At 65.9% G+C, this 13029-nt stretch carries 13 protein-coding genes; all 13 read left to right on the top strand.

Features of this window, described 5'->3' with window-relative positions:
- The first annotated feature begins 273 nt into the window (after positions 1-273).
- The 13 genes from FQV39_RS06365 to FQV39_RS06425 all read left to right on the top strand — a co-directional run bounded on the left by FQV39_RS06365 (position 274) and on the right by FQV39_RS06425 (position 13025).
- On the top strand, positions 274-1311 hold the full coding sequence (locus tag FQV39_RS06365; protein WP_149129522.1) for an ABC transporter ATP-binding protein: 1038 nt from the start codon (positions 274-276) through the stop codon (positions 1309-1311).
- 54 nt (positions 1312-1365) lie between these two features.
- The gene (locus FQV39_RS06370) at positions 1366-2655 is read left to right on the top strand and encodes an ABC transporter substrate-binding protein (RefSeq protein WP_149129523.1); all 1290 of its coding nucleotides are present in this window, start codon (positions 1366-1368) and stop codon (positions 2653-2655) included.
- 195 nt (positions 2656-2850) lie between these two features.
- Positions 2851-3729 carry a carbohydrate ABC transporter permease gene (locus FQV39_RS06375; RefSeq protein WP_149129524.1) on the top strand — a complete coding sequence of 293 codons (879 nt, stop codon included), beginning with the start codon at positions 2851-2853 and terminating at the stop codon, positions 3727-3729.
- Positions 3726-4589 (top strand): carbohydrate ABC transporter permease, encoded by an 864-nt coding sequence (locus FQV39_RS06380; protein WP_149129525.1) that lies wholly within the window; start codon positions 3726-3728, stop codon positions 4587-4589. The genes FQV39_RS06375 and FQV39_RS06380 overlap by 4 nt, the downstream gene beginning before the upstream one ends.
- A 16-nt stretch (positions 4590-4605) precedes the next feature.
- Positions 4606-5448 (top strand): endonuclease/exonuclease/phosphatase family protein, encoded by an 843-nt coding sequence (locus tag FQV39_RS06385; RefSeq protein WP_149129526.1) that lies wholly within the window; start codon positions 4606-4608, stop codon positions 5446-5448.
- On the top strand, positions 5445-6269 hold the full coding sequence (locus FQV39_RS06390; protein WP_149129527.1) for an inositol monophosphatase family protein: 825 nt from the start codon (positions 5445-5447) through the stop codon (positions 6267-6269). The genes FQV39_RS06385 and FQV39_RS06390 overlap by 4 nt, the downstream gene beginning before the upstream one ends.
- A gap of 160 nt (positions 6270-6429) precedes the next feature.
- Entirely contained in the window at positions 6430-7326 is an 897-nt protein-coding gene (locus FQV39_RS06395; protein ID WP_149129528.1) for a LysR family transcriptional regulator, read from the top strand.
- A gap of 307 nt (positions 7327-7633) precedes the next feature.
- Positions 7634-8440: a carbon-nitrogen hydrolase family protein gene (locus tag FQV39_RS06400; protein WP_149129529.1), complete on the top strand. Its 807-nt coding sequence runs from the start codon at positions 7634-7636 to the stop codon at positions 8438-8440.
- Positions 8441-8452: 12 nt separating this feature from the next.
- Positions 8453-9121, top strand: coding sequence for an RraA family protein (locus tag FQV39_RS06405; protein ID WP_149129530.1), 669 nt, complete (start codon positions 8453-8455; stop codon positions 9119-9121).
- Positions 9122-9210: 89 nt separating this feature from the next.
- Positions 9211-10257: an ABC transporter substrate-binding protein gene (locus FQV39_RS06410; RefSeq protein WP_149129531.1), complete on the top strand. Its 1047-nt coding sequence runs from the start codon at positions 9211-9213 to the stop codon at positions 10255-10257.
- A gap of 12 nt (positions 10258-10269) precedes the next feature.
- Complete coding sequence (locus FQV39_RS06415; RefSeq protein WP_149129532.1) at positions 10270-11337, top strand: ABC transporter ATP-binding protein; 1068 nt, start codon at positions 10270-10272, stop codon at positions 11335-11337.
- A complete protein-coding gene (locus tag FQV39_RS06420) occupies positions 11334-12218 on the top strand; it encodes an ABC transporter permease (protein ID WP_149129533.1) in 885 nt (294 codons plus the stop codon). The genes FQV39_RS06415 and FQV39_RS06420 overlap by 4 nt, the downstream gene beginning before the upstream one ends.
- 12 nt (positions 12219-12230) lie before the next feature.
- Complete coding sequence (locus FQV39_RS06425; protein ID WP_149129534.1) at positions 12231-13025, top strand: ABC transporter permease; 795 nt, start codon at positions 12231-12233, stop codon at positions 13023-13025.
- Positions 13026-13029 lie beyond the last annotated feature (4 nt).

Below are 13029 nucleotides of genomic sequence, written 5' to 3' on the forward strand. Positions count from 1 at the left end.
TCTTTTGGACGCAAACAATTTCGTAAGCCGGCGTCACGGCGATGCAAATAACGCATGCGCCAGCCGTAAACTGGTCGCTGTCCCAGCACCCGGACCGCCAACGCCGTGCGTGCAGCGGAATCCCTTGTTCCTGCACGCAGGAACGTGTGGTCAGGCGTAGTCCCGCTCTTGTCTCCGCATGGATTTTATCTTCAAGTTCGGCCCATCACATTGCCGACAGTCGCAACGTCCAGCGTCGGCTCGATATGGATTGCTGGGACGGCCGGGTCGCGAATGGTTTCGGTAGAGCTCAAGACCGTTTCGAAGAGCTGGGGCGGAGCCGCGGCCGTCGATGCCATCAGCTTCACCGTCGAAGGCGGCAAGCTCGTCGCCCTGCTCGGCCCTTCCGGCTGCGGCAAGTCGACCACGCTCCGGCTGATCGCCGGGCTTGAGGACACCAGCGGCGGGATGATCTCGATCGGCGGGCGTGACGTCACCCATGCTCCGCCCTCGCGGCGCGGCATCGCCATGGTCTTCCAGAACTATGCACTGTTTCCGCATCTGAGCGTGGCGGAGAACATCCTGTTCGGGCTGAAGGTCCGCAAGGTCTCGCGCGCCGAGCGCGACGAACGCCTCGCCCGCGCCGCCTCGATCCTCGGGCTCTCCGCTTTGCTTGAGCGGAAGCCGTCGCAGCTATCGGGCGGCCAGCAGCAACGCGTCGCGCTTGGCCGCGCCATTGTCGCCGAGGCTCCGGTCTGCCTGATGGACGAGCCGCTCTCCAACCTCGACGCCCAGCTGCGCGTCGAGATGCGGCGCGAGATCCGCGAGCTGCAGCAGCGCCTCGGCATGACCATGGTCTATGTCACGCATGATCAGGTCGAGGCGATGACGATGGCCGATCAGGTCGTGCTGATGCGCAACGGCAAGATCGAGCAGGATGCTGCACCGGACATGCTCTACGAGAACCCGGAGACGATCTTCGCGGCGCGCTTCGTCGGCACGCCGCCGATGAACGTGCTGCCGCTCGCCGCGGTGCAGGCACGTGGCGGCACGCTGCCTCCGCCACCCGGCCTCGATCCCGCGGGGCTCGCGGTCGGCATCCGCCCGGAGCAGGTCGAGATCGACGACAGCGGCGTCGCAGCCGATGTCGTCGCGGTCGAGTATCTCGGCTCCGACACGCTGATCGAGACCCGCGTCGACGGCCATTCCTTCATCGTCAAGCGGCCCGGCAAAGTGCGTGTCACAGCCGGCGAACAGATCTACATCGCGTTGTCACAATCGGCGCTGCACTGGTTCGACCTGGCGTCGGAACGGAAGGTGGTTCGAAACTGAACCGGCCGCGAGTGTCGGACGCTCGAACCATCCCAGCAAGGGAGAGAGGACATTATGGACAGGCGTGAATTTTTGGGCGGCTCGGCCGCTCTCGCGGGCGCAACCGCCCTGCCCGGCATTGCCCGCGCGCAGAGCAGCGAGCTTTCGTTCTTCTATCCGGTCGCCGTCGGCGGGCCGATCACCAAGCTGATCGACGCCTATGCCGCCGGCTTCGAGAAGGAGAACCCCTCGGTCAAACTGAAGCCGATCTATGCCGGCACCTATCAGGAGACGATCGTCAAGGCGCTCACCGCGCATAAGAGCGGCACGCCGCCGGTGCTCTCTGTGCTGCTCTCGACCGATATGTTCACGCTGATCGACGAAGAGGCGATCGTGCCCTTCGACGATTTCGTCAAGACCGACGAGGACAAGAAGTGGCTCGGCAGCTTCTTCCCGGGCTTCATGGCGAACAGCCAGACCGGCGGCAAGACCTGGGGCATCCCGTTCCAGCGTTCCACGGTGGTCCTCTATTGGAACAAGGAGCTGTTCAAGGAAGCCGGCCTCGACCCCGAGAAGCCGCCGAAGACCTGGGCCGAGCAGCTCGAATTCGCGCAGAAGCTGACCAAGCGCGACGCCGCCGGCAACGTCACGCAATGGGGTATCCAGATCCCCTCCTCCGGCTTCCCGTACTGGCTGTTCCAGGGTCTCTCGACCCAGGCCGGCGCGATCCTCGCGAACCCGGCGGGCGACAAGACCGACTATGCCAATCCGGGCGTCGTCGAAGCGCTGCAGTACTGGGTCGACCTCGCGCAGAAATATAAGGTCCATCCGCCCGGTATCGTCGAGTGGGGCACCACGCCGCGCGACTTCTTCGAGAAGAAGGTCGCGATGATGTGGACCACCACCGGCAACCTCACCAATGTCCGCGCCAACGCCAAGTTCCCCTTTGGCGTCGCGGTTCTGCCGGCCGGCAAGAAGCCGGGCAGCCCGACCGGCGGCGGCAATTTCTACCTGTCGAAGAAGGCCACCAAGGCCGAGCAGGAAGCCGCGTTCAAGTTCGTGCGCTGGATCACCACACCCGAGCGTGCCGCGCAGTGGAGCGCCGATACCGGCTATGTCGCCGTGACGCCGGCCTCCTACGAGACCGAGGCGATGAAGAAATACGTCGCCGACTTCCCGCAGGCCCTGGTCGCGCGCGACCAGCTGCCGAGCGCGGTTGCCGAGCTCTCGACGCATGAGAACCAGCGCGTCACCAAGGCGCTGAACGACGGGCTGCAGGCGGCACTGACCGGCACCAAGACCGCGCAGAAGGCGATGGAAGACGCGCAGGCCGAGGCCGAGCGCATCCTCAAGGCCTATCGGTAAGATCAGAGGATTTTGCGTGGATCCACGACGTCATCCCGGACAAGCGGCGAAACCGCGCAGATCCGGGATCCATCCTAAGGTGCCGTCGCTGCTTTATGATGGATCCCGGGACGACCTCCGGTCGCCCGGGATGACGGCGGTGGCTCCGTGCGAAGCCATCATGATCGGCATCGAGCCGATGCAGAGCATAAGCCGATGACGAACCGCGCGACCGCGACCCTCCATGGCTGGCTGCTCCTGCTGCCGGCCATGGCGTGCCTGGCCCTGTTCACGCACTGGCCCGCGGTCGCGAGCTTCATCGAGAGCTTCTATTCGACCCCGAAGGCGCGCCGCCCGGCCCGCTTTGTCGGCCTCGACAACTATCAGCAGATGCTGGCCGACCCGATCTTCTGGAAGGCGCTGAGCAACAACTTCTGGTTCGCGCTCGGCACCATCCCGACCTCGATCGCGCTGGCGCTGCTGATGGCGGTCTGGGTCAATGACAGGATCGCGGCGCGGACCCTGGTCCGCATGGCCTATTTCACGCCGACGATCCTGCCGATGATCGCGGTCGCCAACATCTGGCTGTTCTTCTATACGCCGCAATACGGCCTGCTGGAGCAGATCGTCGGCCTGTTCGGCGGCCGCTCGACCAACTGGCTGGGATCGCAGGACACGGCACTCTACGCGATCACCATCGTCGCGATCTGGAAGGAGGCCGGCTTCTTCATGATCTTCTACCTCGCGGCGCTGCAGGCAATTCCGCCCAGCCTCGGCGAGGCGGCCGCGATCGAAGGCGCCTCGCGCTGGACCTTCTTCCGGCGCATCCAGTTCCCGCTCCTGATGCCGACGACGCTGTTCGTGCTGATCAATGCGGTGATCAACGCCTTCCGCATGGTCGACCACATCGTGGTGATGACGCGCGGCGGCCCGGACAACGCGACCACCCTGCTGCTCTACTACATCTATCAGGTCGGCTTCGGCTTCTGGGATACGGCCTATGCCGCGACGCTGACCTGCGTGCTGCTGGTGCTGCTCGCACTGGTGGCCTTCGTCCAGTACGGCTGGCTCGAACGCAGGACGCACTATCAATGAGCGCCCCGACGCAACCCGTCCCGGCCACGACGCGCACCGACCCCTACGCGCCGAAGGGCCTTTCGCTGACGCTGGAATCGACAGGCGCGATCCTGCTCGCCCTGCTCTGGGTGCTGCCGCTGGCCTATGCCGTCTGGGCCGCGTTCCACCCGACGGAATACACGACGCGCTTCGTGCTGACCGCGCCGCTGACGCTGGAGAATTTCACGCGCGCCTGGGCGGCAGCGCCCTTCGCCCGCTATTTCCTCAACACCTTCATCCTCGTCACCATGATCCTCGCCTTCCAGCTCGTGCTGGGGACGCTCGCGGCCTATGCGCTGGCGCGGCAGGATTTCTGGGGGCGCGACATCGCCTTCGCGCTGATCCTGGCCCAGCTGATGATCATGCCGGACGCGCTAATCGTCGAGAACTACCGGACGCTCGCCAAGGTCAATCTGATCGACACGATTCCCGCGATCGCCCTGCCCTACATCGCCTCCGCCTTCGGCATCTTCCTGCTGCGGCAGACCTTCAAGACCGTGCCGAAGGAGCTCGACGACGCAGCGCGCGTCGAGGGCGCGAACCCGCTGCAGGTCCTGATGAAGGTCTATGTCCCGCTCGCGAAGCCGACCTATATCGCCTATGGCCTCGTCTCGGTCAGCTATCACTGGAACAACTTTCTCTGGCCGCTACTCGTCACCAATTCGGTCGAGTCGCGGCCGCTGACCGTGGGCCTGCAGGTCTTCTCCTCGGCCGACCAGGGCATCGACTGGGCGGTGATCTGCGCCGCGACGCTGATGACCTCGGCGCCACTGCTCGTCGGCTTCCTGCTGTTCCAGCGCCAGTTCGTGCAGAGTTTTATGCGCGCGGGCATCAAGTGACCTCGTGGCGGACCGGATGAAACTGATCACCTGGAACATCCAGTGGGCACGCGGCGTCGACGAGCGCGTCGATCCGCGCCGCATCATCGACCACGCCCGGCAGATGGCGGATTTCGACGTGCTCTGCCTGCAGGAGGTGGCCGCGAACTTCGCCGATCTCGACGGCAACGACCGCACCGACCAGTTCGCCCTGTTCAGCGATTTGCTGCCAGGCTTCACCGCGATCGAGGCGATCGGCGTCGACGTTCCAGATGGTGCGGGCGGCCGCAAGCGTTTCGGCAACCTGCTGCTGTCGCGGCTGCCGGTCGCGCAGGCGCTGCGCCACCTCCTGCCCTGGGAGGCAGCGGCGACGCGCAACATGCCGCGCGTGCTGGTCGAGGCGATGGTCGAGACGCCCTTCGGTCCGATCCGGGTGATGACGACCCATCTGGAATATTCCTCGGCGAGCTTACGTGCCGCGCAGATCGAGGGCATCCGGCAAGCCCATCGCATGGCCGCAGCAAGACAGGCGACGCCGCGCGTGCCCGGCCCGCACACCTATGCGCCGACGCCCAATTCCGCGAGCGCGATCCTGACGGGCGACTTCAACATGCGCCCGGACGATGCCGGGTTAGCGCAGCTGCTCGCGCCGTTCGAGGGCGATGTGCCGCCGATGGTCGATCTCTGGCCGGTGCTGCAGGGTGACGCGCCGCATCCGCCCTCGGCCTTCATCTGCGACCAGACCTATGGCCCGCCCGGCTGCCTCGACTATGTGCTGGCGACGCCCGATCTCGCCACGCGGGCGCGATCCATCACCTACGACATTGAGACACACGCCTCGGACCACCAGCCGATCCTGGTCGAGTTCGACCTCGGATGAGCTTCACCCGGCAGGACCACGACCGGCTCGACGCCATCCTGAGCGAGGCGGCCCGTCGCGAGGTGATGCCCCGCTTCCGCCGCTTGGCCGAGGGCGACGTCCGGGCCAAGCAGGCGCCCGGCGATCTGGTGACGGAGGCCGACGAAGCGGCCGAGCGCTTCATCTGCGCCGAGCTGGCGAAGGCCTTTCCTGGCGCCGCCTTGATCGGCGAGGAAGCGGTGACGCGCGAGCCCGCCCTGCTCGGCAGGCTGGCTGAAGCCGACCTCGCCTTCGTCATTGATCCGATCGACGGCACGCTCAACTACGCCAGTGACCTGTCACTCTTCGCGGTGATGGCGGCCGTCATCGTCAAGGGCGAGATCGTCGCCGCCGTGATCCATGACCCGACGGCCGAGGACAGCGCCATGGCGCTGCGCGACGAAGGCGCCTGGCTCCGGCGTGCGGACGGCTTCAGCCGCGATCTGCGCGTCGCACCGGCCGTCGCGCCGGAGCTGATGAACGGCATGGCGAGCTGGCAATATTTCCCCGAGCCGCTGCGCAGCACGCTTCCCGGTCGCTTTCCGGCTTTCCTCGAAGTCGGCTCATTGCGCTGCTGCGGCCATGAATATCGACTGGCTGCGGCGGGACGCTGCCAGTTCCTGCTCTACGGCGCCCTCAACCCCTGGGACCACGCACCGGGCGTGCTGCTTTACAGCGAGGCCGGCGGCCATGCGCGGCTGCTCGACGGCCGCTGTTATTCCCCTGCCGAGCGCCCGGCCGGGCTGCTCTGCGCGCCAGACGCAGAAAGCTGGAAGGAAATCCGCGGGATTCTGCTCAATTGACAAGCCGCCGCCGCATACCGCCAATCGCCGGCGTGGATCGGTCTCGCCAATGCCTCACTGCCACCGTGGTCGATGAAGCCTGGCACTTCACCGACGGACCGGAATAACGCTAGCTTGCCCTTCGAGCGGGCCGCCTGTCTCCAGTGAAAGCATCGCCACATTGAATCTGAAATTCCTCGAAACCTTCGTCTGGGTTGCAAGGCTCCGGAATTTCTCACTCGCCGCGGAGAAGCTCTGCACGACGCAGGCGGCCGTCTCAAACCGCATTGCGACGCTCGAGCGCGAACTGGGCGTGCGCCTGTTCGAGCGCGATCTCCGGACGGTGAGCCTGACGCCCCACGGCCAGCGAGCGCTTCCGCAGGCCGAGGCGATCATGCGGCAGGTCGCCGAGCTCGAACGCTCGGTCGCCGATACCGGCCAGATGCGCGGCACGGTGATGATCGGCGCGATCGACTCCATCGTCTACGCCTGGCTGCCGCGCCTGATCGAACGGGTGAAGGAGAGCTATCCGAATGTCGCCATCGACCTCAATGTCGATACCAGCCTGAATCTTGCCCGCCAGATTCAGGACGGCCAGATCGATCTCGGGCTCGTCATGGGGCCGGTGGTCGCCCCGCATATCCGCAATATCGAGCTCTGCGTCTTCGACTGCCTCTGGATCGGCTCACCCAGGCTTGCCCTCAAATCCGGGCGGCTCGCCATCGCCGATCTCACCGACTACCCGATCTTCGCCTATTCGAAGGGCTCGCAGCCGCACCAGTCCGTGCTGCGAGCGATCGAGGTCGCGGGCGTCGACGCCGAGACGGTCCGGGTCTTCAACTCGAACTCGCTCGCCACCATCACCCGGCTGATCCGCGACGGCGTCGGCGTCGCGGTGCTCCCGCAAGTCGTGGTGCAGGAGTTCCTCGACAGTGGCGAGCTGCATGTGCTCGATGTCGAGGCAAAGCTGCCGGCGCTGCATTTTCACGCCGTCTACAACGATAACCCCGGCAACGCGTTGCCGGCGCTCATCGCCGGCATGGCGGCTGAAGTCGCAGCGTCGACGCCCCGGCGCTAGAGCACGCGCCGAGCGAGCTGCCTCGCAGGCCGATCGGATCACGCGTTCTCTATCAAGAGTTTAGAGCCGGATCCTTTCAGGTTGATTCAACCGATCGGATCCGGTTCCAGGCGCCCGGCGACTGCCGCCAAAAGCGGCAGCGCCTGACCATGCGGCTGTCATAAGCAATTCTTGTCGAGCCGAACAAGAATTTCGCGTTTGCCGGCAGGGCACGGCTTTGGTCTCCTGCGGCCTGGCCGAAATGGAGCAGAATATCCGCCTCAAGGCGAACTCGCTCCCGATATCCTGGCCCGCAGGGAGGACGCCGGTGAAAGTCTCGCTCATCCAGATGAATTCGCAGGACGACAAGGCCGCGAACCTCAAGACCGCGCGCGCCATGATCGAGAAGGTCGTCGCCGAGGACAATCCGGACCTGATCGTGCTGCCGGAATATTACGCCTTCCTCGACGGCAGCCCGGCCGCGATGCGCGAGAGCGCCGAGACCTTCCCGAATGGCGAGAGCTATCGCCTGATGTCCGGTCTCGCCGAGAAGCACGGCGTCACCATCCATGCCGGCAGCGTCGCCGAGCGCGACGGCGACGACTACTTCAATGCGACGGTCGTGTTCGGGCCGGACGGCAAGGAACTCGCGCGCTACCGCAAGATCCATCTCTTCGACGTCGATGCGCCCGGAGGCGTCAGTTACCGCGAATCCAACATGGTCTCGCGCGGCAAGGACATCGTCACCTACAAGGTCGGCGACACCACCGTGGGCTGTGCGATCTGCTACGACATCCGCTTCCCCGAACTCTTCCGCAAGCTGCGCGACGCCGGCGCCGACGTCATCGTCCTGCCGGCCGCCTTCACCCTGATGACCGGCAAGGACCATTGGGAACTGCTGGCGCGAGCGCGAGCCTGCGAGACGCAGACCTGGTTCCTCGCCACCGGCCAGACCGGGACGCATGCCCAGGGCAAGAACGCCTGCTACGGCCACTCGATGGTGATCAACCCCTGGGGCCACATCACCGCCCAGGCCTCGGACGGCGTCGGCACCACCAGTGGCAAGCTCGATTTCTCCTACACGGCCAAGGTCCGCGCCGCCGTGCCGGTCGCCAACCACCACGTCATCGCCTGAACGGGAGCCGCCATGTTCATCGTCAACCCGATGCCGGAACAGATCTCCGGCGAGCTGGTCTCCCTGCTGCAGCAATGCGAGGTGGCTACCATCGGCCATGTGCTGCATTCCGGCTTCGTCGATCGCGACATCAAGGCCGTCCTGCCGACCAAGCGCATCGCCGGCACGGCCGTCACCATCCGCATCCCGCACGCGGATTCGACCGCGCTGCACTACCTCACCAAGCTGGTGCGCCCCGGCGACATCGTCGTCATCGACCGCTGCGGCGACAGCAAGCATGCCTGCTGGGGCGGCGTCGTCACCCATGCGATGAAGAATGCGGGCGTCGCGGCGGGCGTCATCGACGGGCCGGCAACGGACTTCTCGGAGATCGTCAAGACCGACATGCCGATGTGGTGCCGCGGCCCCTCGCCGATCACGACCAAGATCCTCGGCACCGAGGGCGCGATCAACGTGCCGGTCAGCGTCGGTGGCCAGACGATCGAGCCGGGCGACGCGGTGCTTTGCGACGAGAGCGGCGTCGTCGTCCTCAAGGCCGCTACGGCCGAGACTTACGCTCGCAAGGCCATCGAGATGCAGCAGCAGGAACTCGTGCTGCTCGAACGCCTGCGCAAGGGCGAGAGACTACCCGACATCTCGGGCGCGACCGCGCTGGTGGAGGGCAAGCTCGCCAAGGCCTGAGCCTTGCACCGGATTCAGCACATGAGCGACCAAAGCTGACGACGGGCGGCACAGACCGCCCGCACAACCACAACAGAGGGGATCATCGCATGAATCTATCGACCAAACTCGCCATCGCAGTCGTCCTCGCCGGAGGCGTCTCCTCCCAGGCGCTCGCGCAACAGCAGACCGTGACGGTCATGGCTTATTCCGGCCTCTTCCAGGAGCGCTACACCAAGGCGGTCGTCGAGCCGTTCATGAAGGCCAATCCCGGCATCAAGGTCGAATATTTCCCGATGCCGAACTCGGCCCAGATGCTCGGCACGCTGCGCGCCCAGAAGGCCGCGCCGCAGGCCGACGTCGTCATCATGGACGTCTCCGTCTCCAAAGCCGCGACCGACGAGAAACTGCTCACCACGATCGACGAGACGGTCTCCAAAAATGTGGCCGATCTCTATCCGAACGCCCGCATCGCCGATGTCGACGGCGTCGCCGTGACCTTCGACAACCTCGTCATGCTCTACAACAGCGAGGTGGTGAAGGAGGCGCCGAAGAGCTGGATGGACCTCGCCAAGCCCGAGCTCAAGGGCAAGGTTGCGATCCCCGGCATGCCCGATATCCAGGGCCTCTCGCTGGTCCTGATCATGGACAAGGCGCGCGGCGGCACGGACTATCTCAAGAGCGTCGACAAGGGCATCGCCGCGCTCGGCGAGATCGCGCCCAATGTCCAGACCTGGGAGCCCAAGCCGGAAGTCTACCCGGTGATCATCTCCGGCCAGGCCGTCGCCGGCGCCGGCTGGAACGCCCGCGCGCAGGTCAACGCCGACGCCTCGGGCGGCAAGCTCAAGGCGATCCTGCCGCAGGAAGGCAGCGTCTTCCAGATCAACACGATCAACTACGTCGCCAATGGCCCGGGCAAGGACGCCGGCGCCAAGTTCATCGACTACGCGCTCTCGCCGGAGGCCCAGAAGGCCTTCACGGAGAGCATGTTCTACGCGCCGACGAACGCCAAGGCGCAGATCTCGGACGCGGCAATAGCCCGCACCGCCGTCAAGTCGATGGACAAGGTCATCCCGGTCGACTGGATCGCGCTCGCCAAGGTGCGCGAGCCGATCATGGAACAGTGGCGCCGCAAGGTGATCCCGCTGAGCCGCTGAGGACGCGCGATCATGACCGACCAGAGCAAGGCATCGGGCCAGGGCTTTCTCTCGATCCGCGGGCTGACCAAGCGCTATGCCGGGTTCACGGCGGTCGACAACTTCGATCTCGAAGTGCCCAAGGGCGAGCTCGTCGCCTTCCTCGGCCCTTCCGGCTGCGGCAAGACGACCTCGCTCAGGATGATAGCCGGCCTCGTGCCGGCGACCTCCGGCCGCATCCACGTCGGCGGGCAGGACCTCACCACCGTCGAGACGCATCGCCGCGACATGGGGCTCGTCTTCCAGAGCTATGCGCTCTTCCCGCATATGAGCATTGCGAAGAACGTCGCCTTCGGCCTGGAAATGCGAAAGGTCCCGCGGGACGAGATCGCGCGCCGTGTCAAGGAGGCGATCGCGCTCGTCCATCTGACCGGCAAGGAAGAGCACAGGCCGGCGCAGCTCTCCGGTGGCCAGCAGCAGCGCGTGGCGCTGGCTCGCGCGCTGGTGATCCGGCCCTCGATCCTGCTGCTCGACGAGCCGCTCTCCAATCTCGACGCCAAGCTGCGCGACGAGATGCGCAACGAGATCCGCGACATCCAGAAGCGCCTCGGCATCACCGCGATCTTCGTGACCCATGACCAGGGCGAGGCGCTGACCATGTGCGACAAGGTGGTGGTGATGAATCAAGGCCGGCTCGAGCAGGTCGGCACCCCGGTCGACCTCTATGAACGGCCGAAAACCGCCTTCGTCGCGAGCTTCGTCGGCCGCACCAACCGGCTGAAGGCTGTTGCAAAGGACGGAACTGCGGAGTTCGCCGGCCAGCAGATCGCCGCCCCCCCCACCCTGTCCGGGCCGGTCGAGGTCATGATCCGGCCGCACCGCGTCTCGCTCTCGCCGGCGGCTGATGGTCAGGGCATGTCCGGCACGATCTCGCGCGCGATCTTCGCCGGCGACGTCCTGCAATATGACGTCGACGTCGCCGGGCAGGTCGTCTCGGTCGAACTCGCCACGCGTGGCGGGGAAACCGTGCTCGCCCCCGGCACGCCGGTCAGCCTGTCATGGCGCCCGCAGGACATTTTCGTCTACGGGGCGGCAGCATGAGCACGGCAGCGGCCATTGCGGCTCCGGTGCAGGCCTCCCCCGCGCGCAGCAGCGGGCTCGGCCTCGTGGTCGCGCTGCTTGCGCCGATCGCGCTGGTCAATGCCGTCGGCTTCCTCACACCGGTCATCAACCTCGCGCGGATGTCCTTCTACGAGGTCGAGCCAAGCGGCGCGATGCGCGAGGTCTATACGCTGGCGACCTGGGCCAAGATGGTCACGGACAGCTTCTATGCCGAGCTGATCGTCAACAGCATCACGGCGAGCCTCGGCATCACGCTGCTGACACTCATCTGCTCCTACCCGATCGCGCTCTATCTGCATCGTTCGAGCGGCAGCTGGAAGACCATTCTGCTGGTGCTGGTGATCTCGCCGCTGCTGACCTCGGCGGTGGTGCGCACCTATGGCTGGATCGCGATCCTCTCCGACAACGGCCTCGTCAACAATGCGCTGGCGGCGCTTGGCCTCGCACCCCAGCGGCTGATGTTCAACCTCACCGGCGTCACCATCGGCCTCACCGAGATCCTGATGCCCTATATGATCCTGGCGCTGCTTGCCGGCTTCGGCCGGCTCGACCCGCGCGTCGAGGAGGCAGCCTCCACCCTCGGCGCGCCGCCCTTCACCATCTTCCGCCGCATCATCCTGCCGCTGACCCTGCCCGGCATCGCGCTCGGCTGCCTGCTCTGCTTCGTGCTCGCGGTGTCGTCCTTCATCACGCCGAAGCTGCTCGGCGGCGGGCGCGTCTTCCTGCTCGCCACCGAGATCTACGATCAGGCGATCGTGACGCTGAACTGGCCGCTCGCCTCGACGCTCTCGATCCTCATCCTGATCATCTTCGGCGGCGCGCTCGTGCTTTACACCCGCGCGCTGCGCGCGATCCTGTGAGGGAGGCCAGCCATGGATGAACGCCCAGTCTCGCTCACCCTGAAGCTGCTCGCGGCCGCGATGTTCGTCTTCCTGCTGGCGCCACTCATCGTCGTCGTGCCGATCTCCTTCTCCGGCGACGCCTATATGACGTTTCCGCCGACGAGCTGGAGCCTCAAGTGGTATCCCGCGATCTTCACGGACGGCAAGATGACGGCCGCCTTCTGGACGAGCCTCGTCCTCGCCGCCGTCGTCACCGCCTTGAGCCTCGCCATCGCGCTCCCGGCGGCCTATGCGCTGGTCAGGCTGAAGCCAAACGGCGCGGAAGCACTTTCGAGCCTGTTCACCGCGCCGCTCCTGCTGCCGACCATCGTGCTCGGTCTCGCCATCCTGATCGTCTTCGCCAGACTCGGCCTGCTCGCCACCTTCCCCGGCCTCGTCGCCGCGCATTTGGTGGTGACGCTCCCCTATGCGCTACGCGTGCTGGCGACGGCGCTCGCCACCCTGCCGATCGCGGTCGAGGAAGCAGCCTCCACGCTCGGCGCCTCGCCCTTCACCGTCTTCCGCCGCATCACCCTGCCAATGATGAAGTCCGGGCTGATCGGCACGACGGCGCTTTGCTTCCTCGTCTCCTTCGACGAGGTCGTGCTCTCGCTCTTCATGACCGGCCCGCGCATCTCGACGCTGCCGGTCGCGATGTATCACCATGTCGAGCAGCAGGCGGACCCGCTCGTTGCGGCGCTCTCCGTGCTGCTCGTCGTCCTCACCCTTCTCATCGTGCTCGTGGTCGACCGCAGCTCCGGCCTCGCCAGGACCTTCGTAAAATGACGCC

It is taken from the genome of Bosea sp. F3-2 (assembly GCF_008253865.1).
Lineage (GTDB): Bacteria > Pseudomonadota > Alphaproteobacteria > Rhizobiales > Beijerinckiaceae > Allobosea.

Coding starts and splice junctions, on each gene's coding strand:
- FQV39_RS06415 (WP_149129532.1), top strand. CDS start 10,270: ATGACCGACCAGAGCAAGGCATCGGGCCAGGGCTTTCTCTCGATCCGC.
- FQV39_RS06420 (WP_149129533.1), top strand. CDS start 11,334: ATGAGCACGGCAGCGGCCATTGCGGCTCCGGTGCAGGCCTCCCCCGCG.
- FQV39_RS06380 (WP_149129525.1), top strand. CDS start 3,726: ATGAGCGCCCCGACGCAACCCGTCCCGGCCACGACGCGCACCGACCCC.
- FQV39_RS06385 (WP_149129526.1), top strand. CDS start 4,606: ATGAAACTGATCACCTGGAACATCCAGTGGGCACGCGGCGTCGACGAG.
- FQV39_RS06425 (WP_149129534.1), top strand. CDS start 12,231: ATGGATGAACGCCCAGTCTCGCTCACCCTGAAGCTGCTCGCGGCCGCG.
- FQV39_RS06375 (WP_149129524.1), top strand. CDS start 2,851: ATGACGAACCGCGCGACCGCGACCCTCCATGGCTGGCTGCTCCTGCTG.
- FQV39_RS06405 (WP_149129530.1), top strand. CDS start 8,453: ATGTTCATCGTCAACCCGATGCCGGAACAGATCTCCGGCGAGCTGGTC.
- FQV39_RS06370 (WP_149129523.1), top strand. CDS start 1,366: ATGGACAGGCGTGAATTTTTGGGCGGCTCGGCCGCTCTCGCGGGCGCA.
- FQV39_RS06390 (WP_149129527.1), top strand. CDS start 5,445: ATGAGCTTCACCCGGCAGGACCACGACCGGCTCGACGCCATCCTGAGC.
- FQV39_RS06410 (WP_149129531.1), top strand. CDS start 9,211: ATGAATCTATCGACCAAACTCGCCATCGCAGTCGTCCTCGCCGGAGGC.
- FQV39_RS06365 (WP_149129522.1), top strand. CDS start 274: ATGGTTTCGGTAGAGCTCAAGACCGTTTCGAAGAGCTGGGGCGGAGCC.